Annotated in this window: 19 protein-coding genes, 2 tRNA genes and 1 pseudogene; 12 read left to right on the forward strand and 10 right to left on the reverse strand. The window is 40.1% G+C overall.

Annotated features, from left to right (window positions below; translation table 11 throughout):
- Nucleotides 1-42: 42 nt before the first annotated feature.
- The 3 genes from Q9Q86_RS10410 to Q9Q86_RS10420 all read right to left on the reverse strand — a co-directional run bounded on the left by Q9Q86_RS10410 (nucleotide 43) and on the right by Q9Q86_RS10420 (nucleotide 3,083).
- On the reverse strand, nucleotides 43-789 hold the full coding sequence (locus tag Q9Q86_RS10410; protein WP_112986874.1) for a sporulation protein: 747 nt from the start codon (nucleotides 787-789) through the stop codon (nucleotides 43-45).
- Between the two features lie 53 nt (nucleotides 790-842).
- Nucleotides 843-2,282, reverse strand: coding sequence for a DUF2252 domain-containing protein (locus Q9Q86_RS10415; RefSeq protein ID WP_112986873.1), 1,440 nt, complete (start codon nucleotides 2,280-2,282; stop codon nucleotides 843-845).
- Nucleotides 2,283-2,432: 150 nt separating this feature from the next.
- Complete coding sequence (locus Q9Q86_RS10420) at nucleotides 2,433-3,083, reverse strand: HAD family phosphatase (protein ID WP_004957667.1); 651 nt, start codon at nucleotides 3,081-3,083, stop codon at nucleotides 2,433-2,435.
- 183 nt (nucleotides 3,084-3,266) lie between these two features.
- On the opposite strand from Q9Q86_RS10420, the gene Q9Q86_RS10425 reads away from it, so the two are divergent.
- Nucleotides 3,267-3,743, forward strand: a complete 477-nt coding sequence (locus Q9Q86_RS10425) for an RNA pyrophosphohydrolase (RefSeq protein WP_004876647.1) — start codon at nucleotides 3,267-3,269, stop codon at nucleotides 3,741-3,743.
- Between the two features lie 92 nt (nucleotides 3,744-3,835).
- Complete coding sequence (gene ptsP / locus Q9Q86_RS10430; protein ID WP_004957663.1) at nucleotides 3,836-6,130, forward strand: phosphoenolpyruvate--protein phosphotransferase; 2,295 nt, start codon at nucleotides 3,836-3,838, stop codon at nucleotides 6,128-6,130.
- A 117-nt stretch (nucleotides 6,131-6,247) separates the two neighbouring features.
- Here ptsP and Q9Q86_RS10435 read toward each other — a convergent pair.
- A pseudogene (locus Q9Q86_RS10435) lies at nucleotides 6,248-6,706 on the reverse strand (hypothetical protein).
- 533 nt (nucleotides 6,707-7,239) lie between these two features.
- Here Q9Q86_RS10435 and katG point away from each other — a divergent pair.
- The 3 genes from katG to Q9Q86_RS10450 all read left to right on the forward strand — a co-directional run bounded on the left by katG (nucleotide 7,240) and on the right by Q9Q86_RS10450 (nucleotide 10,391).
- A complete protein-coding gene (gene katG, locus Q9Q86_RS10440; protein ID WP_004957656.1) occupies nucleotides 7,240-9,444 on the forward strand; it encodes a catalase/peroxidase HPI in 2,205 nt (734 codons plus the stop codon).
- Between the two features lie 102 nt (nucleotides 9,445-9,546).
- Complete coding sequence (locus tag Q9Q86_RS10445; RefSeq protein ID WP_112986872.1) at nucleotides 9,547-9,987, forward strand: thiol-disulfide oxidoreductase DCC family protein; 441 nt, start codon at nucleotides 9,547-9,549, stop codon at nucleotides 9,985-9,987.
- Entirely contained in the window at nucleotides 9,984-10,391 is a 408-nt protein-coding gene (locus Q9Q86_RS10450) for a DoxX-like family protein (RefSeq protein WP_112986871.1), read from the forward strand. The genes Q9Q86_RS10445 and Q9Q86_RS10450 overlap by 4 nt, the downstream gene beginning before the upstream one ends.
- Here Q9Q86_RS10450 and Q9Q86_RS10455 read toward each other — a convergent pair.
- Nucleotides 10,378-11,430 carry an MBL fold metallo-hydrolase gene (locus tag Q9Q86_RS10455; protein ID WP_112986870.1) on the reverse strand — a complete coding sequence of 351 codons (1,053 nt, stop codon included), beginning with the start codon at nucleotides 11,428-11,430 and terminating at the stop codon, nucleotides 10,378-10,380. The two genes, Q9Q86_RS10450 and Q9Q86_RS10455, sit on opposite strands and share 14 nt — an antisense overlap.
- 386 nt (nucleotides 11,431-11,816) lie before the next feature.
- Between Q9Q86_RS10455 and Q9Q86_RS10460 the strand changes: the two genes are divergently transcribed.
- Nucleotides 11,817-12,725: a LysR substrate-binding domain-containing protein gene (locus Q9Q86_RS10460; protein WP_112986869.1), complete on the forward strand. Its 909-nt coding sequence runs from the start codon at nucleotides 11,817-11,819 to the stop codon at nucleotides 12,723-12,725.
- A gap of 44 nt (nucleotides 12,726-12,769) precedes the next feature.
- Here the strand turns inward: Q9Q86_RS10460 and Q9Q86_RS10465 are convergent, their stop codons facing one another.
- The 4 genes from Q9Q86_RS10465 to Q9Q86_RS10480 all read right to left on the reverse strand — a co-directional run bounded on the left by Q9Q86_RS10465 (nucleotide 12,770) and on the right by Q9Q86_RS10480 (nucleotide 15,810).
- Complete coding sequence (locus tag Q9Q86_RS10465) at nucleotides 12,770-13,381, reverse strand: glutathione S-transferase family protein (RefSeq protein WP_112986868.1); 612 nt, start codon at nucleotides 13,379-13,381, stop codon at nucleotides 12,770-12,772.
- Between the two features lie 51 nt (nucleotides 13,382-13,432).
- On the reverse strand, nucleotides 13,433-14,131 hold the full coding sequence (locus Q9Q86_RS10470; RefSeq protein WP_004957644.1) for a YafY family protein: 699 nt from the start codon (nucleotides 14,129-14,131) through the stop codon (nucleotides 13,433-13,435).
- A gap of 75 nt (nucleotides 14,132-14,206) precedes the next feature.
- Nucleotides 14,207-14,881: an HAD-IA family hydrolase gene (locus Q9Q86_RS10475; protein WP_112986867.1), complete on the reverse strand. Its 675-nt coding sequence runs from the start codon at nucleotides 14,879-14,881 to the stop codon at nucleotides 14,207-14,209.
- Entirely contained in the window at nucleotides 14,878-15,810 is a 933-nt protein-coding gene (locus tag Q9Q86_RS10480; RefSeq protein ID WP_112986866.1) for an RluA family pseudouridine synthase, read from the reverse strand. Before Q9Q86_RS10480 ends, Q9Q86_RS10475 begins: the two co-directional genes overlap by 4 nt.
- A gap of 790 nt (nucleotides 15,811-16,600) precedes the next feature.
- On the opposite strand from Q9Q86_RS10480, the gene Q9Q86_RS10485 reads away from it, so the two are divergent.
- The 5 genes from Q9Q86_RS10485 to Q9Q86_RS10505 all read left to right on the forward strand — a co-directional run bounded on the left by Q9Q86_RS10485 (nucleotide 16,601) and on the right by Q9Q86_RS10505 (nucleotide 23,880).
- Entirely contained in the window at nucleotides 16,601-19,960 is a 3,360-nt protein-coding gene (locus Q9Q86_RS10485) for an Rne/Rng family ribonuclease (RefSeq protein WP_112986865.1), read from the forward strand.
- A 191-nt stretch (nucleotides 19,961-20,151) separates the two neighbouring features.
- The gene (locus Q9Q86_RS10490; RefSeq protein ID WP_112986899.1) at nucleotides 20,152-21,993 is read left to right on the forward strand and encodes a long-chain-acyl-CoA synthetase; all 1,842 of its coding nucleotides are present in this window, start codon (nucleotides 20,152-20,154) and stop codon (nucleotides 21,991-21,993) included.
- 173 nt (nucleotides 21,994-22,166) lie between these two features.
- Nucleotides 22,167-22,242, forward strand: a tRNA-Lys gene (locus tag Q9Q86_RS10495).
- A gap of 119 nt (nucleotides 22,243-22,361) precedes the next feature.
- A tRNA-Lys gene (locus Q9Q86_RS10500) sits at nucleotides 22,362-22,437 on the forward strand.
- A gap of 267 nt (nucleotides 22,438-22,704) precedes the next feature.
- Entirely contained in the window at nucleotides 22,705-23,880 is a 1,176-nt protein-coding gene (locus Q9Q86_RS10505; RefSeq protein WP_112987608.1) for a DUF4382 domain-containing protein, read from the forward strand.
- A 46-nt stretch (nucleotides 23,881-23,926) separates the two neighbouring features.
- Here Q9Q86_RS10505 and hemW read toward each other — a convergent pair whose 3' ends face one another.
- A complete protein-coding gene (gene hemW / locus Q9Q86_RS10510) occupies nucleotides 23,927-25,081 on the reverse strand; it encodes a radical SAM family heme chaperone HemW (RefSeq protein ID WP_112987609.1) in 1,155 nt (384 codons plus the stop codon).
- 136 nt (nucleotides 25,082-25,217) lie between these two features.
- On the opposite strand from hemW, the gene Q9Q86_RS10515 reads away from it, so the two are divergent.
- A complete protein-coding gene (locus Q9Q86_RS10515) occupies nucleotides 25,218-25,679 on the forward strand; it encodes a DMT family transporter (RefSeq protein WP_099949258.1) in 462 nt (153 codons plus the stop codon).
- Nucleotides 25,680-25,704 lie beyond the last annotated feature (25 nt).

Below are 25,704 nucleotides of genomic sequence, written 5' to 3' on the forward strand. Positions count from 1 at the left end.
TATATGACAAAAAACCTCCCAAATGGGAGGCTTTTAACTTGATTATGCAATCTGTAATAAACGGCGAATTTGCTGTGTGATTTGATTCACATCAAGGTTTTGATTTGAAATAGTCATCGTCAATAATTGATCTGAACGGAATGTACGATCAATTTCTAACATGATATGGGTTTGCTGTGCTTCTGCGACGAATGAAACTTCTACCTCATTAAAGCCACTAAACATATGTGAGGATACAAACTCTAACTCCTGATAGCAGCCAATTGTCGATCTAAAGTTTCGAGCTGTAAGCTGTCCTTTTTCGACATCAACTGTAGATAAAACAAAACCACACTGTTGCATCGCTTGTAAAAAGCTTTGCATTGCTGCTGTTGGCAATACTTTTAGATAATCACGATCAGTGGCATCTAAGCCCCAATCAACATCCATATGAGTCTGAATCCAAACTCGCGCACCATTTCTACGACATGCAACTTCTGTAATTGGTGTTTCAAAAGGCAATTGGATACTAAATGGGAAAGAATGAGCCTGATGTGCAGGTAATAAGAATCTCGAATTCACTAACCATTCTTGTAAAACCAAAGGTTGATTAAACTCATGATCACCAGATTCTACTTCTGCTATCGTCATCAATTGTAAATAAAGACCATTAATTTCTTTATCAGAAGATCCCCCTTTGAAACTAATTTCCCCATGCAGTGTCTCACCTGCTTGCAAGTTTGGATTCTGTAAACGTGTTTCTACAGTCACGCCTTGAAGACCCAAACCAGACATAATTTTATTAAACATTTTTCTCTAACCTTTCGAATTATTTCATATCATCTGTAGCAGCATACTTATTGTTACAGCGCATCATCTCCAGCGAGCTGAATCTTACCATCAGCAACTTCATTCATAAATTGCTGATAGTCATTTAGATTACGTTCTGCATAAGCTTCTGCATACGATTGCAATACCTCTACAATCGTACCACCCTCACCAAGATATCCCATCAATACATCAGCATTTCCAGCCTTAGCGTGAGCATGAGCTAAAGCCAAACCACAACTTTCAGCATATTCATAAAAATATTCATCATCCATATCACTCAGATCAACTGAAATTTTCATATCGCGCAATTGGCGCACATGGAAATGTTGATCAAGTGTTGAAGAGAAACCTAGGAAAATATCACTAGCGGCTTGCATGAGTTGCTGACCATGCACTACACGCTCACCCTCATGTATCACTTTGTCCAAAAATAACGGACTAAGAATAGAAGGATTGGCTTCTTTCATTTGTAAAATTAATGGTTCACGATCCGCATCCTGGAATAATGCGATAGCTGATCGTGTCCCAACACTTCCGACTCCGACTACCTTCAACGCTACATCAGTGCGTTGATAACGATCAAAGAGCACTTGGCGATCATATTTCAAAGATTCACGATATTGTTTGAAGAAGATATCTACATCTTTGCTAAATGGTTCATCTGAATTTGGATGCCATAATAATGGCGCATCATCCACGAAATGGCGGAATCCTGTATCTTCATCTTTTTGCGTGAGCTTAGGCAAAACAGAATATGCATTTCTTTTTTGTGCAGAATCAAGATGCTTCGCACGCTTCTTTCTTAGCTTTCGACATTCAGTATTTTCTAACAAGGTACTGGCATCAACTTTTTCGTACCACACTTGTAATGGTGAAAGTTCCGTATTTTCCAGTAGATGCTGACGGTAGCTGTTCAGCATTGTTTTAATTGCTTTTAATCCTACATTATCTGCTAGATCAATATCACGTGCAGCAATCACAAAGCTAGTGGCTAAACGTTTTAAATCCCATTCAAATGGCGCAACCAAAGTCTCATCAAAATCATTAATACCAAATAATAAGTTACGTTCTGGACTAGCAAAGCCACCAAAATTACTCAAATGACAATCGCCACAAATCTGTTGAAATAAACCAGAGTTCGACTGCTCCCAAGCTTGATCAAATAGCATTAAGGAAGGCATACCACGATAAAAGGTAAATGGTGAAACGCTCATACGTTTTGCACGAATTGGTTTAAGCAATTCTAAACGTCCTTGATTGCTCCAATCATAAATCGTGAGTGCTGTTGTTCCCTTTGGGCGTTCAGATAATTGTGATAGTTGTTCGCGTGGAATTTTTTTCCGTTGAGCTTTACCTAATTTAAAGCCTTCGCTTTTATTGAGTAATTTCCCCTGATAACTATGACGTGTCAAATCAATCGTTTCATCATTCCAAAGTTGTTTTGGTAACTTAATTTGTGGTGTTTTTGGCATTATCCCCTCATCATTTTTTAAATAAAATTTTATATTCTTATAATCTTGATACCAGCTTAATTCAATGTTTTTATTCAATATCATCTTTATCAAAAATAAAAAAATAGACGTCATTACAACGTCTATTTTTAAACAACTAAATTCAGAAACTTAAATCGACCAGTCTTGAATGTCCCAATCCTGTTCTTTTGCCAATTTTTCTAAGCGGTCATCAGGATTTACCGCAATTGCATGAGTTGCATACTCAAGTAAGAACCGATCATTAATCGAATCAGAATATGCCCATGACTCAGCTACTGTTCGCCCAGCCAACCACTGATCCAAACGTGCAAGCTTGCCTTTTTGATAACAAGGAATTCCAGTCACTTTACCGGTATATTTCCCGTCTACAACTTCAGCATTTGTCGCAATAATTTCAGTAATACCAAATTCACGAAAAATCGGTGCAGTAATAAAATCACTTGTCGCAGTTATCCCGACAATCGCATGTCCTAAATCTTGATGTTTTTTGATTGCATCAAAACCTTTAGGGCGCATTTTAGGACGAATAACTTTCTGCATAAACAACTGATGTAACTCAGTTAAATAAGTATTGTCATGCTGAGTTAAAAATTGGAATACAAATTCATTGTAGGCAATCGGATCAAGTTGCCCAGCTTTATAATCTTCATAGAATTTGTCATTCATTTGACGATGATGAACTGGATCTACCAAACCTTCATTGACCAAAAATTCACCCCAAGAATGGTCAGAGTCAGTATTTAACAGGGTATGATCTAAATCAAACAAAGCCAATTGCATAGAATTTCTCGTTTAAACTGAAAATTAAGAAAAAAAATGTAAATCTATCTCCGCTAGTCGATAGAAATTCGTTAAGATCATAGCAATTTTAAACATTTTACTTTGACCTTTTTCGAGTTGGACGTGAAGAGTGACTGTCCCCGAGATCAAAGTCAACGATATAGACAAAATTTAGGTAGCCAAATGATCGACTCAGAAGGTTTCCGACCCAACGTCGGGATCATTTTGGCAAACGATGACGGACAAGTCTTATGGGCAAAGCGCATTGGTCACAATGCTTGGCAATTTCCACAAGGAGGTATCCAGTTTGGAGAAACCCCTGAACAGGCACTTTATCGTGAACTGAGAGAAGAAGTCGGCTTATTGCCCGAACACGTCCAGATTATAGCGCAAACTAAAGGTTGGCTGCGTTATCGTTTGCCACATCGGTACATTCGGTCAGATTCAGATCCCGTATGTATTGGACAAAAACAAAAGTGGTTTTTACTGAAGTTAACGGCGTCGCCGCATCATATTCAGTTAAACCTATCCGACCCACCCGAATTTGATGAATGGCAATGGGTGAGTTATTGGTATCCATTAGGTCAAGTGGTGAATTTCAAACGTGATGTTTACCGTAAAGCCATGATGGAGTTGTGTTTGCAACTACCTCAACGCTAAACATCAATAAATCATCACTTTAAGCAATGATTTTTGACTAGAGAGCTGTTATAACTAGGTTCATAACGATTTATAAATTGGAGTAAACATCCATGTCAAACATGCAACTCGACACGCTTAGACGCATTGTGCAAGAAATCAATGCGTCCGTCAGTTTGCATGACTCCTTGGACATTATGGTCAACCATGTGGCTGAGGCGATGCATGTAGATGTTTGCTCGATTTACCTATTGGATGAACGTAATAAACGCTATGTGTTGATGGCTTCAAAAGGTCTTAAACCTGAAGCAGTTGGACATGTCTCATTAAATATTGGTGAGGGTCTGGTCGGCTTAGTTGGACAACGCGAAGAAATCGTTAACCTTGACAATGCTCCTAAGCATGACCGATTTGCTTATTTACCTGAAACAGGTGAAGAGCTATTTAACTCATTCCTTGGCGTACCAGTCATGTATCGCCGTAAGGTTATGGGCGTTTTAGTTGTTCAAAATAAAGAACCTCAAGACTTTAGTGAAGCAGCTGAATCATTCCTCGTGACGCTTTGTGCTCAGCTTTCTGGCGTAATTGCACATGCACATGCCGTTGGTAATATTGATGTTTTCCGTAAGCCTACTAGTGGCTCAACATACAAAACGTTCCAAGGTGTTTCAGGTGCAGGCGGTGTCGCGCTAGGACGTGCAATTGTGCTCTACCCTCCTGCTGATCTTACGGTAATTCCAGATCGAGAAGCAGAAGATATTAGTGAGGAGCTCGAACTTCTTGATCAAGCGATTGCCTCTGTACGTAAGGAAATTCAATCCTTAGATGAAAAAATGCAAGACTCACTCATGTCTGAAGAACGTGCTTTATTTAGTGTGTTCTTGAGAATGTTGGATGAAAATGCATTACCAAGTGAAATTAAAGACCACATTCGAGCTGGAAGTTGGGCACAAGGTGCTGTCCGTAAAGTTATTGATAAACATATTGCGTTGTTTGCGCAAATGGAAGATGACTATCTGCGTGAACGTGTTTCAGATTTAAAAGACCTAGGTCGTCGAATTTTGGCATGTTTGCAAGAAGCCGATTCGAGTCATCGAGAGCTAAGCCCTGACAGCATCCTGATTGGTGAAGAAATCAGTACGGCTGCTCTGGTTGAATTACCTGTTGATAATATTGCGGCAATCGTTACTTCTGAAGGTGCTGCCAATTCACATATGGTGATCGTGGCTCGTGCGCTTGGTATTCCAACAGTTGTTGGCGTCACTGAATTACCAATCACCACACTTGATGACATTGAAATGATCGTCGATGCTTATCAAGGTCGAGTCTTCGTTAATCCGCCACGTCGATTGCGCCAACGATATAAAGAAGTCCAAAAAGAAGAAGAACAAATTGCGAAAGACTTAAAGCAATATGAAACCAAGGATGCAATTACCCCTGATGGTGTATCAATTCCTCTATTCGTCAACACAGGTTTGATGATTGATGTTGTCCGTGGTGTGCAACGTGGTGCAAAAGGTGTCGGACTATACCGTAGTGAAATTCCTTTTATGCTTCGTGAGCGCTTTCCAGGTGAAGAAGAACAACGTGCTATCTATCGTCAACAGCTAAGCCACTTTGCAAATAAGCCAGTGATTATGCGTACCCTCGATATTGGTGCGGATAAAGACTTGCCTTATTTCAGCATTGAAGAAGAAAACTCTGCTTTAGGTTGGCGTGGTTTGCGTTTTACCTTAGACCATCCTGAGATTTTCTCTGCACAGATTCGCGCGATGTTAAAAGCGAGTATTGGTCTAAATAACTTACATATTTTATTGCCGATGGTGACAAGCGTCAGTGAAGTTGAGGAAGTTCTTTATTTATTGGAACGTGATTGGATTGCGGTTCAAGAAGAAGAACAAGTTAAAATCACTCGACCAAAAATCGGAATTATGGTCGAAGTACCTAGTGTCCTCTTTCAAATCAGTGAGTTTGCCGAGCTAGTTGATTTCTTCTCTGTCGGTTCTAACGATTTGACCCAGTACTTACTTGCAGTCGATCGAAACAACCCTCATGTTGCAAACGTTTATTCGCATTTTCATCCATCAGTTTTGCGTGCATTAAGTCGTTTAGTTGAAGACTGCCACATCCATCAAAAACCCGTCAGTGTGTGCGGCGAAATGGCAGGTGATCCTTTATCTGCGATTTTATTGATGGCGATGGGCTTTAATACGCTTTCAATGAGTTCAAGTAATATCTTGCGTGTTCGAAAAGCAATTTGTCATGTTCCAATGAGCGATGCCAAACAACTTTTGGATGAAGTACTGAAAATGAATAACCCACTGATTGTAAAAAGTTGGTTAGAACATTATTTCAGAACACATGGTTTAGCTGACATGGTGAAATCAAATCGTATGTTGAATGCTTAAATCAATACACAAAAAACAAAAAGGATGATCTGATTGGATCATCCTTTCTCTTTGAAAGAATAAAATAGTTAAACGCTTCAAAACATATCCCTATGTTCCTATTCAGAAGATTCACTATTATTGGCGATCACGTAAAAGTACTTGTTGTTTACCTGCACCCAAGCTTACGCATGGAAACTGTCGATCATAATCAATCATAATTGTATCTTTAGTCACTGGATTAGCTGCGTCAGCTTCCCAAGTAACATAATAAGTGAGCTCTGCATTGTCCTTCACAGCGGGTTGAATATGCTCACGATGCGTCTGAGGAATAGCAAATTCAACCGTAAACGGAATCTGCGAAACCTGAACCTTTTTTTCTTGAATCAAAGTGGCAGGTGCATCAGCCATACGTTTTTCTAAAGCATACAAACGCACTGTACCTTGTTGTTGTGGGACTTTATATGAACTATTCCCAACAAACTCAACTGAGAGTAAATTTGAATTGCTTGCTTACCGCTCCTGACTTTGAGGAGATGAAACACATCCCGTTAGAATAGTTATTGTTAAACCAACACCAAACGCAACTTTCTTCATTTGCTATTCCCAATCATTTCATTTATCCGAAAATAACATAAAATTTTGCCAAATCCCGTTTGCTTACAGACCATCAACAGAGTCTAAGAAACTGGATACACTGAGCACAATTTACAGAACTACTACATGAAAATTGTTATGCTTTGACGGATTTAAAGCGATTTATAATTATGAACTTTAGATAAACTATATCGACTCCTCCAAAAAAACAGAAATTGTAAATATATATTTTTAAATGATTTTTATAAAAAAATACAAATATCATCTCTACACTTCGACATTTCAAGTTTAAGATTTAATCAGCTTCAATCGAATAAAGCATTTAAGACATCAACTTTAATCCATTGGAAAAAAAGGTTTCACAAACCTAGAGTAAAAGTACAAAGAGTGTGAATTGATTCATATGCAATCAAATTTAGGCATCACCCAGATCGATACCCAATTTGTGTAAAGGATCATTAAAGCATTCATCATTTTGAACGGTAAATAGTAAAAGTGACTTCGCTCACAGGTCACTTTGCTGGAGAAAGATCATGAGCCAAGACAATAAAGTACAATCAAATACAACGACTTCAGGACAATGTCCTGTCATTCATGGTGGTAATACCGAGGTTCATGGTGGACCAATGGCATGGTGGCCAAATGCACTAAACCTCGACATTTTGCATCAACATGATAAGAAAACTGATCCCATGGATCCTGATTTCGATTACGCAAAAGCATTTTCTGAACTTGATCTAGAAGCCGTTAAACAAGATTTACGAGAATTAATTAATACCAGTCAAGACTGGTGGCCAGCCGATTGGGGCAGTTATGTTGGCATGATGGTTCGTACCGCTTGGCATCTTGCAGGTAGCTATCGTAAACAGGATGGTCGCGGTGGAGCGAACACAGGTAATCAACGTTTTGCTCCTCTTAATAGCTGGCCAGATAATGTCAACACAGATAAAGGCCGCCGTTTGCTTTGGCCAATTAAACGTAAATATGGCAACAAAATCTCATGGGGCGATTTAATCGTACTAGCTGGTACAGTAGCTTATGAAGTTGCTGGGTTGAAAACTTTTGGTTTTGCTGGTGGTCGCGTCGACATTTGGGCACCTGAAAAAGACGTGTACTGGGGAAGCGAGAAAAAATGGTTGGATGCAACCAAAAATCGTTATGAAAATGATCAAGATCGTACTTCATTAGAGAATCCACTTGCAGCTGTACAAATGGGTTTAATTTACGTAAATCCTGAAGGTGTTGATGGTGTACCTGATCCACTGAAAACAGCTCAAGATATGCGCACCACATTTGATCGTATGGGAATGGATGATGAAGAAACAGTCGCATTAACAGCTGGTGGTCATACTGTTGGTAAAGCACACGGTAATGGTAAAGCAGAAAATCTAGGTGCTGATGTTGAAGGCGCTGATGTCGAGTTCCAAGGTTTAGGTTGGCACAACTCTGAAGGTACGGGTAATGGTGCAAATACCATGGTCAGTGGAATCGAAGGCGCTTGGACAACACATCCAACCAAATGGGACAATGAATTCTTCTATTTATTATTTACCTATGATTGGGAACTGCGTAAAAGCCCTGCAGGTGCTCATCAATGGGAACCGATTAATATTAAAGAAGAAGATAAACCTGTTGATGCCCACAATCCGAATATTCGCCGAAACCCGATCATGACTGATGCCGATATGGCACTCAAAATTGATCCAGAATATCGTAAAATTTCTGAACGTTTCTATCGCGATCCAGCTTATTTGGCTGAAGTATTCTCTCGTGCATGGTTTAAGTTAACCCACCGTGATATGGGGCCAAAAAGCCGTTATTTAGGACCTGATGTTCCACAAGAAGATTTGATTTGGCAAGATCCTATCCCAACAGTGGACTACACTTTGACAGATAGTGAAATTGCAGAACTTAAAGCGAAGTTACTTGCAAGTGGGCTCTCTGCTTCAGATCTTATTACAACAGCATGGGACAGCGCGCGTACCTATCGTGGTTCGGACTTCCGTGGTGGTGCAAATGGTGCACGTATCCGTTTAGCTCCGCAGAAAGATTGGGTAGCTAACGAACCAGAACGTTTACAAAGAGTCCTTTCAGTTTTAGAGTCAATTCAAGCGAGTTTGGCTAAAAAAGTGAGCCTTGCAGATCTGATCGTACTTGGTGGTACTGCTGCGGTCGAACAAGCCGCTCATAAAGCAGGTGTCAACATCACTGTACCATTCGCTGCAGGTCGTGGCGATGCAACAGCTGAACAAACTGATGTTTACTCTTTTGAGCCATTAGAACCATTGCATGATGGTTTCCGTAATTGGCAGAAACAACACTATGATGTAACGCCTGAAGAGTTGTTGTTAGATCAGGCTCAACTTTTAGGTTTAACAGCACCTGAAATGACCGTATTGATCGGTGGTATGCGTGTGTTAGGTGCAAATTATGGCGATAATCCTCAAGGTGTATTGACCGATCGAGTAGGTGTTCTGAGCAATGACTTTTTTGTGAATTTGACAGACATGAAATACAACTGGAAGCCAACTGGTCGAAATAGTTACAACATCGTTGAACGTGACACAGGTACAGTTAAATGGACTGCAAGTCGTGTTGACTTAGTCTTCGGTTCGAACTCGATTTTACGTGCCTATTCTGAAGTCTACGCTCAAGATGACAATAAAGAAAAGTTCGTTAAAGACTTTGTGAAAGCTTGGGTAAAAGTGATGAATGCAGATCGATTTGATCTTGCCTAAATCCTCTTAAAATGAAGAAATGAAGAACCTTTTATGGTTCTTCATTTTTTTATGCTGGATTTTGAACTATGATCACAACAATGAATCAGGAAAATAATAACAATGACTACTTCACTCGATCATATAATCCAAACCAATAGCATCATCTTGTTTGATGTTCATTGTGTATTATGCTCTGCATGGGCAGATTTCATGGTGAAAAATGATCCTCAACTTCAATTCAAGTTAGCATCAGTTCAGTCACCAATAGGTCAACGTATTTTAACGATATATCAACTTCCTACTGATCATTTTGAAACAATGGTATTAGTAGAGCATGGAAAACTATATACAGAATCAACTGCATTTATCAGAATCATTAAGCACTTATCTTTTCCATATTCAACACTTCAGTACACTCAGTTTATTCCCAAAGTGATCCGAGATTTTGGATACCGACGAATTGCGCTCAACCGTTATCGTCTTTTTGGCAAGACTGAACAATGCTACAGAATGACACCTGAAATCGCGGCGCATTTTTTAACTGATGATATGGTCTCATGAATAAATTAATCCAAACCCATCAACGTATTTTGAAATTCAGTCAATGGATGATTGCCTTACTATGGATTTATCAGGGTTTATTTCCAAAATTGATTTTTAAAGTAGAAGATGAACAATACATTTGGCAATACATGGGCTTAACTTCAGAGTACATCTTCTGGATCATTTCACTTTCAGGGATCGCTGAAATTATCTTCGGTTTTATGTTTTTATTGTTTACGCAGCGGTATTTACACTGGCTAAATATTATCAGTTTGATTGGGTTATTTTTTTTCGTTTTATTGATCTACCCAAACCGAATTTACCAAGCATTTAATCCTGTCGTCATGAATCTAGGATTGATTAGCCTTTCAATTATTGCATTGTGGTGTATTGATGCTCTCAAACAGATCAAGCACGAATAAAATGTCCTTCTCTTATACAATAAAATGGATTGACCAATTTTGACGAGGACTTCATTGCTTGTTGCAACTCATGTTCAGGTGCATCACGGTCTTCATCGGTGAGCTGGAAAGTTCGATAGTGAATCGCCAATGATCGGTGGGCATGTAGATCTAAGTGTGCATGAAAAGCATCTTGTGGATTCATATGAACAAAACGCATCAATTGACGTGGTTCGTAAGCCCCTATTGGTAATAGAGCTACACGGGCATCACCATAACGCTCATGAATCTTTTTAAAATGCGGAGAATATCCCGTATCACCAGCAAAGAAACAATGTCCTGTTTTTGCCAATAATGAAAAACCACCCCATAAGGCCCGATTTTGATCACGCACGCCACGACCAGAGGCATGCTGTGCAGGTGTATAAGCAATTTTTAATTCATCATGAAACGGAATTTCTTGCCACCAATCCATCTCAATAACATGAAAGTGTTTAGGCAAATAATATCCATTACCAAGCCCAGTATAGATTGGCATCGTAAATTTTTGATGCAACCATTCTAAACTGGCTATATCCATATGGTCATAATGGTTATGACTTAACAACACACCATGAATCCAAGGCAAGTGTTCCAAAGCAATACCTGCAGGGCAAACACGTTGCGGACCACGCCCCTGCTGAGGACTCACATACTCACACCAAACGGGATCCGTCAGGAAATTGTAACGACCGATTTGGATCAATACCGTTGCATGCCCTACGAACCAAATTTTCCAGTCATTTAAATCAGCATGTGGTCGATTTTGAGGTAACTCAAGCATCTGATTTCGTAGATTTTGCTCGTGATATCGATCAACGTTCCACGTATATGACTTCCGTGTTGCAAGCCATTTAAACAAGCGTGTTCGATCAAATGGTGGATCACGTTTTTCAATATTATAAAAACGATCAAAACCACAATGGTCAGAAGCCTCATGAGGAAATGGTGGTTTCCCAAAAGTATGGCTCAAGCAAGATTGGGTCGGCAATTGGTAAGTTAATGTCGGCTTATCTTTCATGTACTTCTTCTATAGTGGAATTTAATCATCTCAAGCAGCGATGGTGATCTATTTATCAGATAAATAGCTTTCTACTTTAACGTTTTCCATCTCACGTGAATGTATCAATTTTGAGAAGTTTGAATGCATTTCAATTCATGCACTTTAGTCCTCGTAGAACCCATTTAGTTATGCTGATTTTCACCTAATGAGTCAACATAAATTTATATAAAGGTTCAATTTTTTATCATGATCAGATTAAGTCACAATTTTAGGTTTTTAATACATTTTTTCTATCTCAAAACTGAGCACATCGGTCATAAAAACAGCTATGATATAGTCTTACGCCAGTTTCACCCATTATCAATCTTTCTAAAACTAGAATAAGGCACACTTGGATTCGTCTTATGGAATTACGACATTTACGTTACTTCATCACCGTTGCCGAAGAGCTAAGTTTTAGTAAAGCAGCAATTAAGCTTCACACAGCACAGCCCTCTTTAAGTCAACAAATCAAAGACTTAGAGGATGATATTGGTGTTCAATTATTTCATAGAACCAAACGAAAAGTAGAGTTGACAGATGAAGGTCACGTTTTTCTAGAGCAGGCACGTTTAACGATCACTCAAGCAGATAAAGCAGTGACAATGGCGCGACAAGTTGCTGCTGCAAAAGTTCAATGTCTTAGAATTGGATTCGTTCCTTCAGCAGAAATCCGTATTTTTCCTTATATTTTGCCACGTTTACGCGTGAAAATTCCAAAACTACAAATTTGTACACTCAATCTAAAAGAAACTGACCAAATCACTGAATTAAAAAAAGGTGATTTAGACATTATTTTTATTAATCAAGATTTTCAAAATGATACTTTTGCCAGTCAGTTAGTTTTGAAAGAGCCTCTTGTATTTATGCTCCCGAAACAACATCCTTTTGCTAAATTTGAAGAAATTAAACTTGAGCAATTAAAAGAGTTAGAGTTAACCATCCTTTCTAATAAATTGTCACAACCCTTATCGAAAACGATTTTGCAATATATTGAATTTAATAAAATTCAGTTCAAAACCATCCATGAAACCAATCATATAGTGGATTGCATTCAAGCGGTAAACTCAGGTGTGAGCTGTGCAATTCTGCCATCCTATATGGAAGCCCTAGCGACTGATCAAGTCATTGTAAAACCCTTAGCTAAGCCATTGCCCAGTTTGGATGTATTTATGGCGTTTAATAAAAATCCCCCCAATCAAGCGACCGAACAATTTTTGGAAGAGATTCGACAAGTTTTTGCACTTGATCAATTTGCACTTTATGCAAGCTGAAAAAATAAAAAAAGCCGAGTTGTCGGCTTTTTTGATGTTTGGGCTTAAGCATTACTAAAGAATTCAGCAAACTTCTGATAACTTGGGCGCTGACTAACACTCTGTAAATATCGCTCAATCGTAGGATGCGACTGTACTTCACCCATTTTCAACTGCCAAAATAGCATTGCTGCAACTAACACATCAGCAGCGGTGAATTGTTCTCCACATAAAAAAGGAGCTGCTTCATTCAATCCAACCACAAAAGCATGATAAGCATCTTGGTAGTCACCATAACCAATCGAAGATTTCTGCTCAGGTGTAACCTCATTTATACCCAACATTCGATCTGTCGCTGCCGCTTCCCATGGTCCTGAGATAAAGAACAACCAACGATAATATAAACCTCGTTTGGGATCGTTGAGTGCAGGTGCTAGTCCTTTATCGATAAATTTATCAGCTAAATAGGCACATATTGCACCCAATTCATAAATAACAATGTCACCATCAACCAGAACAGGTACTTTACCAAAAGGATTCATCTGCAAATATTCTGGTGTTTTCATTTCAGTTTTAAATGCAACCTCAATACGCTCACATTCAATTCCGAGTTCTAGTAGTAGCCAATCCACGACCACACCGCGTGAAAAACTATTGGTATAAAGTTTAAGTGCCATTTTTGTATTTCCTTGTTTATTGGTTTTATTTAAATTTAATCGCTTTGATTGTCAGTTTTTGTCAGTAGTCGATTCACACACTTCTTGAACCCACCATTGTTGAAATAATTGCTGTTTGAATTGTGGATAATGGACTTGGGTCAAACTTAACTCACGTATTCTATCGATACGAAAGTGTCGAAACCCTTCGCGTAACTCACACCATGCTGCTAACACAATACGATCATTAAAATATCCTAAAGCAAAAGGCCAAAGCATTCTTGTACTTATTCGTTGTTGCTCATCTGCATAATCCACGAGGATTTTTACTTGTTGGCGGATAGCTAAACGCACTTGCTCAACGAGCATTTCATCGACAGGCAACCATGTATTAATCGACCTCAAGGTCGTCTGCTCTAGCAAATGCTGACAGTGCTGAGGTAAAACTGCATTCAGTTTAGCTAACACGGAGGTTGATGCCGCTTTCAGTGCTTGATCAGGAATGTCTTTTAACCAATTCAACGCAAGAAAAATTGCTTCAATTTCAGTTTCATTTAAAGTCATTGGCGGCAAAAGAAAATCTTCTTTTAGCTGAAATCCCAGTCCTGCCGAAGCATCAATACTGACGCCTTGCTCACGTAGTGTTTCAATATCTCGATATAAAGTGCGTTGGCTAACCTCAAGACGTTCGGCTAGCGCCTGTGCAGTAACAGGATAACGGTATTCTCTAAGCAGTTGTAATAAATGAAGTAAACGAATGGAACGACTCATACTTTCCCTATTTTTATTATTGAAGATAGGGATTGATCAATCCCTATCTATGTCGTCTCAAATGATTTTTGTTGTTTAACTTTCAGTTAAAGCAGACTCAGCTAAGTGATTGCGCAAATACTGATGCAACTCCGCCACATCATTTGCAATCGTCAAAGGTTGATACTGTACTAATGTTTCAACAGTATGCACACCATAACTCACCCCAATTCGAGGCATGCCAATATTTTGAGCCATCTCAAGATCATAACTGGTATCACCTACCATAATTGCAGATTCAGCAGCCACATCCATTTCCGTGAGTATTTCCTGCAACATCAGCGGATCTGGTTTTGACTTAGTTTCACTAGCTGCGCGGGTAATATCAAAAATGTGATGGCTATTGGTTTGGCTCAAAACTCGATCTAAACCTTTACGACTTTTACCTGTCGCCACAGCAAGTTTGAAACCTTGCTGTTTTAACTCTAGCAAAAGTTCAGCAACACCCGTAAACCAAGCATCACCTTTAGAGTTGGCAACATAATGATCTGCATAGCATTGCAAAATATCTTGCTGTAAATGCGGAACCTGTGGAAATAAAATTTGCATGACTTCAGGTAAGCCTAAACCAATGATACTCTTTGCAGCATCATCGGTAAGCGGTTGTTCAAACTGCTGTGCTGCGTATTGCAGACTTGCCACGATTTGCCCAACCGAGTCAAACAACGTCCCATCCCAATCAAAAATGACTAATTCAACATTCTGACTCATTTTTGCTTTCTCAACTCATTAATCACCTGTTGCATATCTTCAGGCATTGGTGCTTCGATGGTTGGGTAGTTCGGAATATCTAAGCGCATTGCATGCAAGCATAAACGGCGTGCTTCAGGACCTGTATAAGCTGTATTGTGACCATACTTATCATCCCCAATCAAAGGATGCCCGATACTTAGACCATGTACACGAATTTGATGCGTACGACCAGATAAAGGTGAAGCGTGGACTAATGTTGCGGCTTCAAATCGCTCAATCACCTTCCATTCCGTCTTGCTCGGTTTACCTTCTTTAGTGACACGGACACGTCGCTCACCATTCGCAAGTTCATAACGAAGCAAAGGCGCATCAATCAATTGCTGATCCAAACTCACTTGCCCTTTGACGATTGCTGCATAGGTCTTCTTAATCTTATGCTCTCGCAATAGATCCTGAAGTAACTTGAGGGTACTTCGCTTCTTACTAATCATCACTAGACCGGAGGTATCACGGTCAATACGATGAATCAATTCTAAATATTTTTTGCCTGTCGCAGCACGCATGGCTTCAATCAAGCCATATGCAACCCCGCTACCACCATGAACTGCAATACCAGATGGTTTATTCACCACTAATAAGCCTTCATCTTCGTAAACCACACGGCTGAGTAAACTTTGTGCTACACCATCACTCACGGGTGCATCGGTTTCATCTTTTTGTTCATAACGAATCGGCGCAACTCGAATTTGGTCACCAATACTCAGTCGTGTTTCTGCTTTTATTCTTTTTTTGTTGACCCGAACCTGTCCTTCACGAATCAAACGATAGATTCGACTTTTAGGAACACCTTTTAATCGGGTAAATAAAAAATTATCGATTCGCTGCCCTTCTTGATGCTCATCCACGTCAAACCAAGTGACACTTTGCCATTGTTGTGTAGAATTCATACGTTCGATTCATCCAAGATTTGCTAAATACGATTAAAAAATGATCATTTAGCTAAGTTATTTCACAAGAAACCTAAACTTAGCCCATAGGCAGATGCCGCAAGGTTTGATATATTCAGCGCACGGATACCACCGTAAGTGAGCATCAAATCAGAAATTTTATTTAGATAAAATTTTAAATCGATGAGATCTTCACCAACAACTCGGATAGGTCCTAAAGAATTATGCCGACGCCGAAGGCTTATTATATCGGCAAAATGACAAACTGTTGCGTTTAATTGTGCATCAGCACATGCAGTTTGCTCAGAAAAAATATGTCGCCAGCAATTTGTTGGTTATTAAACGTAAACTGATCCACATCAGACAATTTGCTCCCTGATGTCGCATTCAGGCTAAAGCGTTGATGCATTGGAACTGCTAAGCAGTGATACGATGATCATTCCGTATCAAGACTTCCAGATGGATCGACTTCAATGCTTAATGACAGTGAAAGTCACCATCCAATGCACCGCTCACCCGCCAGTGAAGCGTACAGGAAACTTTGATTATGTCGGGGTCTTACCATATTTCTCAGATGCAAGACAGAGATGAAATATCAACAGACCAAAGATAGAAGCAGTATTGCCAACATCGAAACAACCGTATCAAAGCCCAAACTGGAAATTTACAGTCAGTGGTTTCAGAGCTTCGCAAATAAAAGTAGTCTCTGAGTCTTGATCGCGTCAATTTGATGTTTGCTCAAAAGTATTGAGCTTGTTGTTTGTGTGCATCACTATTAGGTGTCACACCCATGAAACGTATGTTGATTAATGCAACCCACGCCGAAGAAGTTCGCGTTGCACTTATCACTGGTAATCGCCTTTACGATTTCGATTTAGAAAACCGTACTCGTGAACAAAAAAAATCAAACATCTACAAAGGTCACGTCACTCGCGTTGAACCATCTTTAGAAGCGGTTTTCGTCGAGTATGGCGCTCAGCGTCAAGGTTTCCTTTCAATGCGAGAGATTGCAAACTCGTATTTCAAAGCAGATCCTCGTCAAACTTCTAACATTCGTGAACTGATCACCGAAGGCACTGAACTACTCGTTCAAGTTGAGAAAGAAGAGCGTGGCAACAAAGGTGCTGCCCTCTCTACCTTTATTTCTCTTGCAGGTCGTTATTTAGTTCTTATGCCAAACAACCCGAAAGGTGGTGGTATCAGCCGTCAAATTTCAGGTTCTGTGCGTGAAGAACTAAAAGAAATTTTATCTTCTCTAAATGTACCTCGTGGCATGAGCGTCATTGTTCGTACCGCAGGTATCGGTCGCACCCAAGAAGAACTTCAACTGGATTTACAACATTTGTTGGATCTTTGGGCTCAAATTCAAAGCTCTGCAAGTTCAGGTCCATCACCAATGCTTGTTCACCAAGAAGCAGGGGTAGTGACGCGTGCTATTCGTGATTACTTACGTGATGACGTTGCAGAAATCTTGATTGATAGCGAGCAAGCATATAACGAAGCGTATAACTTTGTTAAAGCAGTAATGCCACGTCAGCTTGATAAGTTAAAAACTTATACCTTGAATGAGCCTTTATTTGCTCACTTCGGGATTGAAAGTCAAATCCAAACCGCTTATGAACGTGAAGTAAAACTTCCTTCAGGTGGTTCAATTGTGATTGATCAAACTGAAGCTTTAGTTTCAATTGATATTAACTCAGCGAAATCAACGCGTGGTCACGATGTTGAAGAAACTGCATTAAATACCAATTTAGAAGCAGCTGAAGAAATTGCGCGTCAACTTCGCTTACGTGATATTGGCGGTTTAGTTGTGATCGATTTCATCGACATGACCAAAGATCGCAACCAACGTATGGTTGAAGCGAAATTACGTGAAGCGACACAAAGCGATCGTGCACGTATCCAGTTCGGTCAACTTTCACGTTTTGGTCTGATGGAAATGAGCCGTCAACGCTTACGTCCTTCTTTAGAAGAAGCGACAGGTTATGTGTGCCCACGCTGTCATGGCACAGGAATGGTTCGTGACTTACGTTCACTGTCACTTTCGATTATGCGTAAAGTTGAAGAAATTGCTTTACGTGAACGCCAAGGTGAAGTTCAAGTTGAAGTACCTGTTGAAATCGCTGCGTTCTTATTGAATGAAAAGCGTCACAGCCTTGTTTATCTTGAACAAACTTCAAATGTACGTGTCACTGTGTTGCCTCACCCGCACTTGGAAACACCACATTATCAAATCCAGTTCAATCCAGATGGCTTTGCCCCATCTAGCTATGAACGTACTGAAGCAACTCGTTCAAGTGAAAAAGAACTTGGTTATGAGTCTTCTGATTGGCATTTAGAAGAAGCAGATCACAGCCATCCAGCTGCTCCTGCACAAAATGCAACAGCACCACAAAAGAAAGCCCATCAAGCTCAAGCTGCACAAGCAAAACCAGCTCAAGCGACTGTACAGAAATCAGCAAGCCCTTGTGCTTGGTTAGAGAACTTATTTGTTCAAAAACAAGCTCAAACTACTGATCAATCTCGTTCTGCACAAAACGCTGCTGCTGCGATTGAGCAAATGATCAATAACGGCGCAGTAAGTCGTGGTCAGTTTGGACAAGTGAATATCCCTGCTCCTGCAGCTGTAGAAACACCTGCTCCTGCAAGCAATAACGCTTATATTTCACAAGCACCAGCAAAACAAGAAGCACGTGAAACATTTGAAAAAGACGAAAAATCTCATCGTCCTAATCAAAACCAGAAGAAGCGCAAACATAAAGAACAACGTGAGCAACACTCACATGCACATGAACCACAAAATCAAGTGCATGAAGAAGTGACTCAAGTTTCACGTCATGAACAACGTCAAGAACAACGTGATCAAAAACGCCAGCAAAAGCGTCATCAACCTCAAGAAGCTCAGCAGCAACATCAAGAGACTGCAGTGAATGAGTCTGCGCCTTTGCCACGTCGTGATCGCAACAACCAACAACGTCCGAACCGACCAAACCGTCATCGTGACCAAAGTGTTTTAAATGAAACTCCAGTAGTCACAGCTGAAGCGGCAGTTAATCCACAACAAGTAAAAGTGGACGTTGTTGATGCACCACGTGCGGAAGCGATGAACACGGCATTGATCGTAAATATTGATCAAGGTCAAAGTGAAATCGTTGCAATTAATGCAGAAAAAGTACCGTTAGATGTGCCTCACACTGAGTCTGTAAAAGCTGTAAATGCGACAGCAGAAACAGTTGAGCCAACTCAAGCGGCACAGCCAGAAGTTGAAGAAACTGCTGTTGTTGAGCCATCAACTCAAGTAGCGCCTGTAAAACGTGCAAGTAACGATCCTCGTTCACGTCGCCGTTCGCATCATGGTGGCGGGCATACTAATCAAAAGCCAGCACCTAAAATTGCGCACTCGCAGATACCAACCTTAGGGCAATATACTATTGGTGGTCTGATTCGCCATATCTATGGTGAAGATTGCACAATTTTGATTGAACAATTTGGTTTAGTCACAACGTTCAACCGTGCATTACAAAAGTTCGCTGAACAATACGCAAGTAGTATTGCAGTAGAAACTGTTGTGGTTGAAGAAAAGCGTCCTGTTACACGTGATGCTGTTCTTCCTTCACAGAAGCCAACTCAGGAAGCAGAACCTGCACCAGTGTTACCGTTAACACCACCTGAAGCTCCTGTGACTCGCGTTGCAAATGACCCTCGTGAACGCCGTCGCCTTGCCAAACTTGCTGCGGAACAAGCAAAAGAAGCACATATTGCAGCGAACGCTTCAGTAGCTCAACCAGCAACTACCGCAGAGACGCCAGTTGAAGCAAAAGAAGCTGAACCAGCAACTTCTACTTCAGAGCCAGTTGATGCAATTCCTGAGCAGCAACCTCTCGAGCTCACAACGGCAACAGAAGTGCAAGATGCTCAAGAAACTGCTGCAGAAGCAATTGAAGAAGCACAAACCACTGTTCTTCAACAAGAAGCAACTGAAACAGAAACCGTTGAAGTTGCTGTAGCCGAAGAAAAAGTAGAGACTGTTGTTGAAGGTGATGAGACTGAAGCGGAAGATGAAGCTGCGAAACTAGAGAAAGATAAATCTAGTCGCCCTCGTCGCCCTCGTGGTCGTCCACCGAAAAAAGCAACTGCTGGCAATGAATAATTTGCTAAATTGCACACAATAAGCACAAGCCTAGTCATTTCGATGACTAGGCTTTTTTGTTATTTTGTCAGATTAGGTTGATTGCTCTAGGAACTTCCCATTAAAAAACAGCATTAACAACAATGATCTTAATGGTTGTGTTCCAACAGATAGCCATTTTTTGGATTGATCGAAAAATAAACAGGATTGATATGAGCCAAACTACACAGACCGATATTATTACCCTTAGTGATGTCGCAACTCGCCTTCCCAACTTCATCACAAAAGTACCTCATATCCTCAATGGTCTTAAACAGGCTTATTTGCGGACGCCTACTTCCCCAGCAGGCTTAGGAATTGCCTTTGAAAAAGCAGTTAAGCGTAATCCGCAAGGAATCGCCCTGTTATTTGAAGATCAACGTTATAGCTACAGTGCTTTGAACGAATGGGCAAACCAAATTGCGCATTACTACTTGTCGATTGGGGCAAAAAAAGGTGATGTAATTGCAGTGATGGTCGAAAACCGCCCTGAATTGATTGCCACTATTGTTGCTTTAGCTAAAATTGGCGTAACGATTGCACTTGTAAATACATCACAGGTCGGCAAAGTTCTAGCACACAGTATTAACTTAGTTAATCCTATCGCGGTGATTGCTGGCGAAGAAGTACGAGCTGCGATAGATGAAATTCGTCAAGATTTAACTGTTGCTCAAGATCGTTTCCATTGGTTTGCAGATCAAGAAACTCGTCAAAATGCCGGTGTAGCACCTAAAGGCTATGTCAATCTTGCTCAACAAATTGATCAATTCCCTAAATTCAATCCATCAACCACACACACTGTGACAGGTAAAGATGGATTATTCTATATCTATACATCTGGTACGACAGGCTTGCCTAAAGCTGTAATCTTCACGCATAGCCGTTGGACACTTGCTTATGGTACATACGGTCATATTCTAAATTTAGGTAAAGATGACGTAATGTATGTCACTTTACCGCTCTATCATGCAACAGGCGTCGTCGTGTGCTGGTGTGGTGTGATTGCTGGTAGCGCAACTTTAGCTGTACGTCGTAAATACTCGACGAGTGCATTCTGGAAAGATGTTCAGAAATTTAATGCGTCAGCGATCGGTTATGTCGGTGAATTATGTCGTTACCTCATGGATGCACCCGTTACAGAACTTGACCGTGCTCACCGTGTTACCAAAATGATTGGTAATGGTATGAGACCAAATATTTGGGGCAAATTCAAAGAGCGCTTTGGTGTTCAAGAAGTCCTTGAGCTTTATGCATCAAGTGAAGGTAACGTTGGCTTCAGCAATATTTTCAACTTTGACAATACAGTTGGTTTTTCTCCAACACCATATGCAATTGTTGAATATGACAAAGAGAAAAACGAACTAGTACGTGACAGCAAGGGTTATTGCAAGAAAGTCAAAACAGGGCAAGTCGGCTTACTCGTAGGTAAGATTACTAGCCGTTCACCTTTCGATGGTTATACTGATCCTGAGAAAAACAAATCAGTTATCTTGAAAGATGTCTTTACTAAAGGTGATTCGTATTTCAACACTGGTGATTTAGTACGTGATATTGGCTTCCGTCATGCACAGTTTGTAGATCGTTTGGGTGATACTTTCCGTTGGAAAGGTGAGAACGTTTCAACGACTGAAGTTGAAAACATGGTTTCTGAATACGAAAAGATCGCTGAAGCTGTTGTTTATGGTGTAGAAATTCCAAACACCAATGGTCGTGCAGGTATGGCTGCTATCACTTTAACCGATGGCGCTGAACTGAATGATAATGACCTTACGGAAATGGTCAGTGTATTCAAGAAATGCTTACCAGCTTATGCGATTCCAGTGTTCTTACGTGTACAAGCCAAAGTTGAAACAACAGGTACCTTTAAGTATCAAAAGAATAAGCTGAAAGAAGATGCATTTGACCCAAGCAAGACAGATGAACGCTTGTTGGTTTTATTACCAGGCGCAACGAGATACTGTGATGTAAATGCTGAAATCTTTGAGAATATTCAGGCATATCAATACCGTTTCTAGTTTATTTTTTAGCTAAACAAGAGGAAATCGTGCTTTTTATAAACAATCATGCAGATGTTTTTAAATTTCCTCTTGTGTTAGCTGAATAAGTTGCTAGAATACGCAACATCAAAACGAAGACGCACTTAGAACTGATTAGTTTTACTTGCGAAGCATGTTTAATCGCTTGCTTAGGGTCGTTAGCTCAGTTGGTAGAGCAGCGGACTTTTAATCCGTTGGTCCCGCGTTCGAGTCGCGGACGACCCACCACTTAATGTTTTGATAGTTTGTAAAATGTATTTTACAAACGCCTGTAAGAGGTTTAACTTAGAAAAATCATAGATTTTCTCTAAGGTCTAAGTAAAGGTTATTTTACTTATCCTCATTCAGGGTCGTTAGCTCAGTTGGTAGAGCAGCGGACTTTTAATCCGTTGGTCCCGCGTTCGAGTCGCGGACGACCCACCAAATTCTAAAAAACCTCATCATATGATGAGGTTTTTTTATGCCTATTCATGAAGTTAATATCTGTGAAGTTAGGATTTGTGATTACTTCATCTAAAATGATATCTAATCATGATCTAAAACTATCTTTATGTATAAAACAGAAACCAGCTCACACCAATTTAATCAATAAAAACAAATATTTATAATTATACAACATAGTATTTTGACAAAATCTTTTATATTCCGAAAACAATTTTACATACTATTCTCGGATGAAAGGACCTATTCATGAAGAATATTCAATTGATTAGCTTGGTTGCTATAACTTCTTTAGGCTTAGTTGCATGTGGTGGTGGAAGCAGCGCTGATAATAATTCAAACAATACAGGCACGCTCAATGTCAGCCTAACCGATAACCCTGCTTGTGGAATGGATCACGTCTATGTCACTGTCAAAGAGGTAAAAGTACATAGCAGTAGTACAGCAAAAGATAGTGATGCAGGCTGGTATTCAGTAAAACTAGCTAATCCTAAAAAAATAGATTTACTTACACTGACCAATGGTGCTCTCACAACTTTAGGACAGACCCCTCTTCCAGCTGGGCGCTATACACAAATCCGTTTAGTTCTGGATCAAAATCAAGGATCAAAGTGGGTTAACTCTGTTGTTCCTACAGGAGGTACCGAGCTAGCATTGACGACACCGAGCGCGGCTCAGAGTGGCTATAAAGTCGTGGGATCATTTGATGTAAAGCCAGACACACTAGTTGACCTTGTTTTAGATTTTGATGCATGCCAATCTATTGTGAAACGTGGAAATGGTTCATACAACCTGAAACCAGTTGTCACAGCAACACCACAAGTTGTGAGTGGAACCATCAGTGGCTTCGTCAGCCCAAGCCTTGCTCAAGCAGGTGCAACCGTTTATGCACAGCAAAATGGTGAAATCATTAAAGGTACTCCTGTACCAGCGACAGGTGACTTTAAATTAATGCCACTTGTCCAAAGTAAAACTAATGGCAACTATGACATTGTTATAACCGCTCCTGGATATGCAACTGCAGTGATTAAATCAGTTCCTGTCACCGCTGAACAAACTACCACCATTTCTACTCAAGCATTACCGATTAATACAAATGTAGCAACACACTATCGTGTTAGTGGAACAGCGACTCCAAGCAGCGACTTAATTAAAGTCAATGCAAAACAAACTAGTGGTGGTACGACTTATACAGTAAATACAATCAATGCGACTTTAGACACTGGTGCCTATAGCTTATCCTTAAGTACAGGTGCACCTTATTTAGGTCCATACACAGGTACATTGCCAATCGTATTAACTCCTGATATTACCGTAAATGGACAATACACTATCAGTGCGACCGATACAGTAAAAGCAACGACTCAAAATGCACCTGTTACGATTTCAACGATGGATGTAAACAACATTAACTTTAATTTTTAATATTTGTGCTCCCTTTAGCAATGCTCGTTAAAGGGAGTTTTTGTTCTTATAAGAATGATTCTAAGACTGAATTTAAAAAAATATGCCCCTGCTCAGTACAAGCAATTTTACTTGTATCATCAAGCAATAGTTTTTTCTGACGTAATTTACTCAATGGCGTTTGCAGGTGATTTAAATCTAGACCTGTTCTTTGCTGATAAAGCTCAGCAGCAACACCTTCATTCAAACGTAAAGCATTCATCATAAACTCAAAAGGTAGCTCATCAGCCTTGATACGTTTCATTTGTAGATGTTCAGCAGGAACTTTAGCAAGATAATCTTTTGGTAAACGAGTTTTTTGGAAACGGTATACTCCATCAGGTCTTGTGACCTTGCCATGTGCACCAGCACCAATCGCCAAATAATCCCCAAATTGCCAGTAATTCAAATTATGGGCAGATGGCTTTTCTTTTCTCCATGCTGACACCTCATAATTAATAAAACCATTCGCAATTAAATATGCTTCACCCAGTTCTTGAATCTGCTCCAAAATCTCATCTTGCGGTAAAGCAGGTTGCGTTCGAAAGAAAACCGTATTCGGCTCAATCGTAAGTTGATACCAACTGATGTGCGTTGCACCATGCTCTACAGCCAACTTAAGATCTGTTAGAGCTTGCTCGACAGTTTGCGAGGGTAAACCATGCATAAGGTCTACATTGACGCGCTCAAAGCCTGCTTGACGAGCCTGCTGAATTGCATCCATAGCATTGTGCGCGGAATGGATACGACCTAAGCGTTGTAAGTGTTCTGTATCAAAGCTTTGCACACCAATCGACAGGCGATTGATCCCAACAGAAAGATAATCCGCAAAAGGATCATGCTCTACCGTTCCAGGGTTTGCTTCTAAGGTAATCTCACAATCATCTGAGAAACTTAAACGTGCTTTAAGCTGATCAAAAAGCCACTGATAGCCTTGAGCGGAAATCAATGATGGCGTTCCACCACCAATAAATACACTATGAATTAATCTTCCCTGCGCCATTTCAACTTGTGTTTCAAAGTCAGCGACCAATGCTGTTAAATATTGCTGTTCCAAATCCATTGAGAGTTGACCATCAGGCACGGCATGTGAATTGAAGTCACAGTAAGGACACTTACGCACACACCAAGGCATATGGATATACAAGGAAAGTGGGATATTAATTGGATTTAACAGACTCAAAGTAGAAGCTCAATGACAGAACATCGCTATTTTAACATGACTCTTACAGAGTCTGTTGCTGGTTCTGTAGACACGGCTTATCATCCTGTAAGTATTCAGTTAGACTGAGATAACGAAGAACAATTACATTGAGATGATGATGAAAATTTCTAGCCAATTGCTACTCTTTCTGCCTTTAGCCTTTGGAGTAGGAATTGCAATGGCATTTCAAACTGCAATAAATTCACAATTGAGAGAACATTTAAGCTCTCCCCTTCAAGCAGCATTTCTTTCGTTTCTCATCGGTACTGCTGTTTTAGCGGCACTCGTCTATTTTCAGGATGCATCTAAACCAAATTTACATGAACTTTCAAGCATTCCATGGTATTTATGGATTGGTGGATTTCTCGGTGTTTATGCGATTAGCATGAGTATTTATACTGCTCCAAAATTAGGTTTTCTCACATTTTCAGGATTAGTTATTTTTGGTCAGATCGCTATTTCAATGCTGCTCGATCATTTTGGCTGGTTAGGTACAGATAAAGCACCTATCAACTGGCAGCGTTTACTCGGTGGTATCATTATTTTTATTGGCGTTTTACTCACTTTACAGCGCTAACGTTTCTTCCGTTTTTAATAAATAA

The sequence above is a fragment of the Acinetobacter sp. A22 genome (assembly GCF_030913345.1).
Lineage (GTDB): Bacteria > Pseudomonadota > Gammaproteobacteria > Pseudomonadales > Moraxellaceae > Acinetobacter > Acinetobacter junii.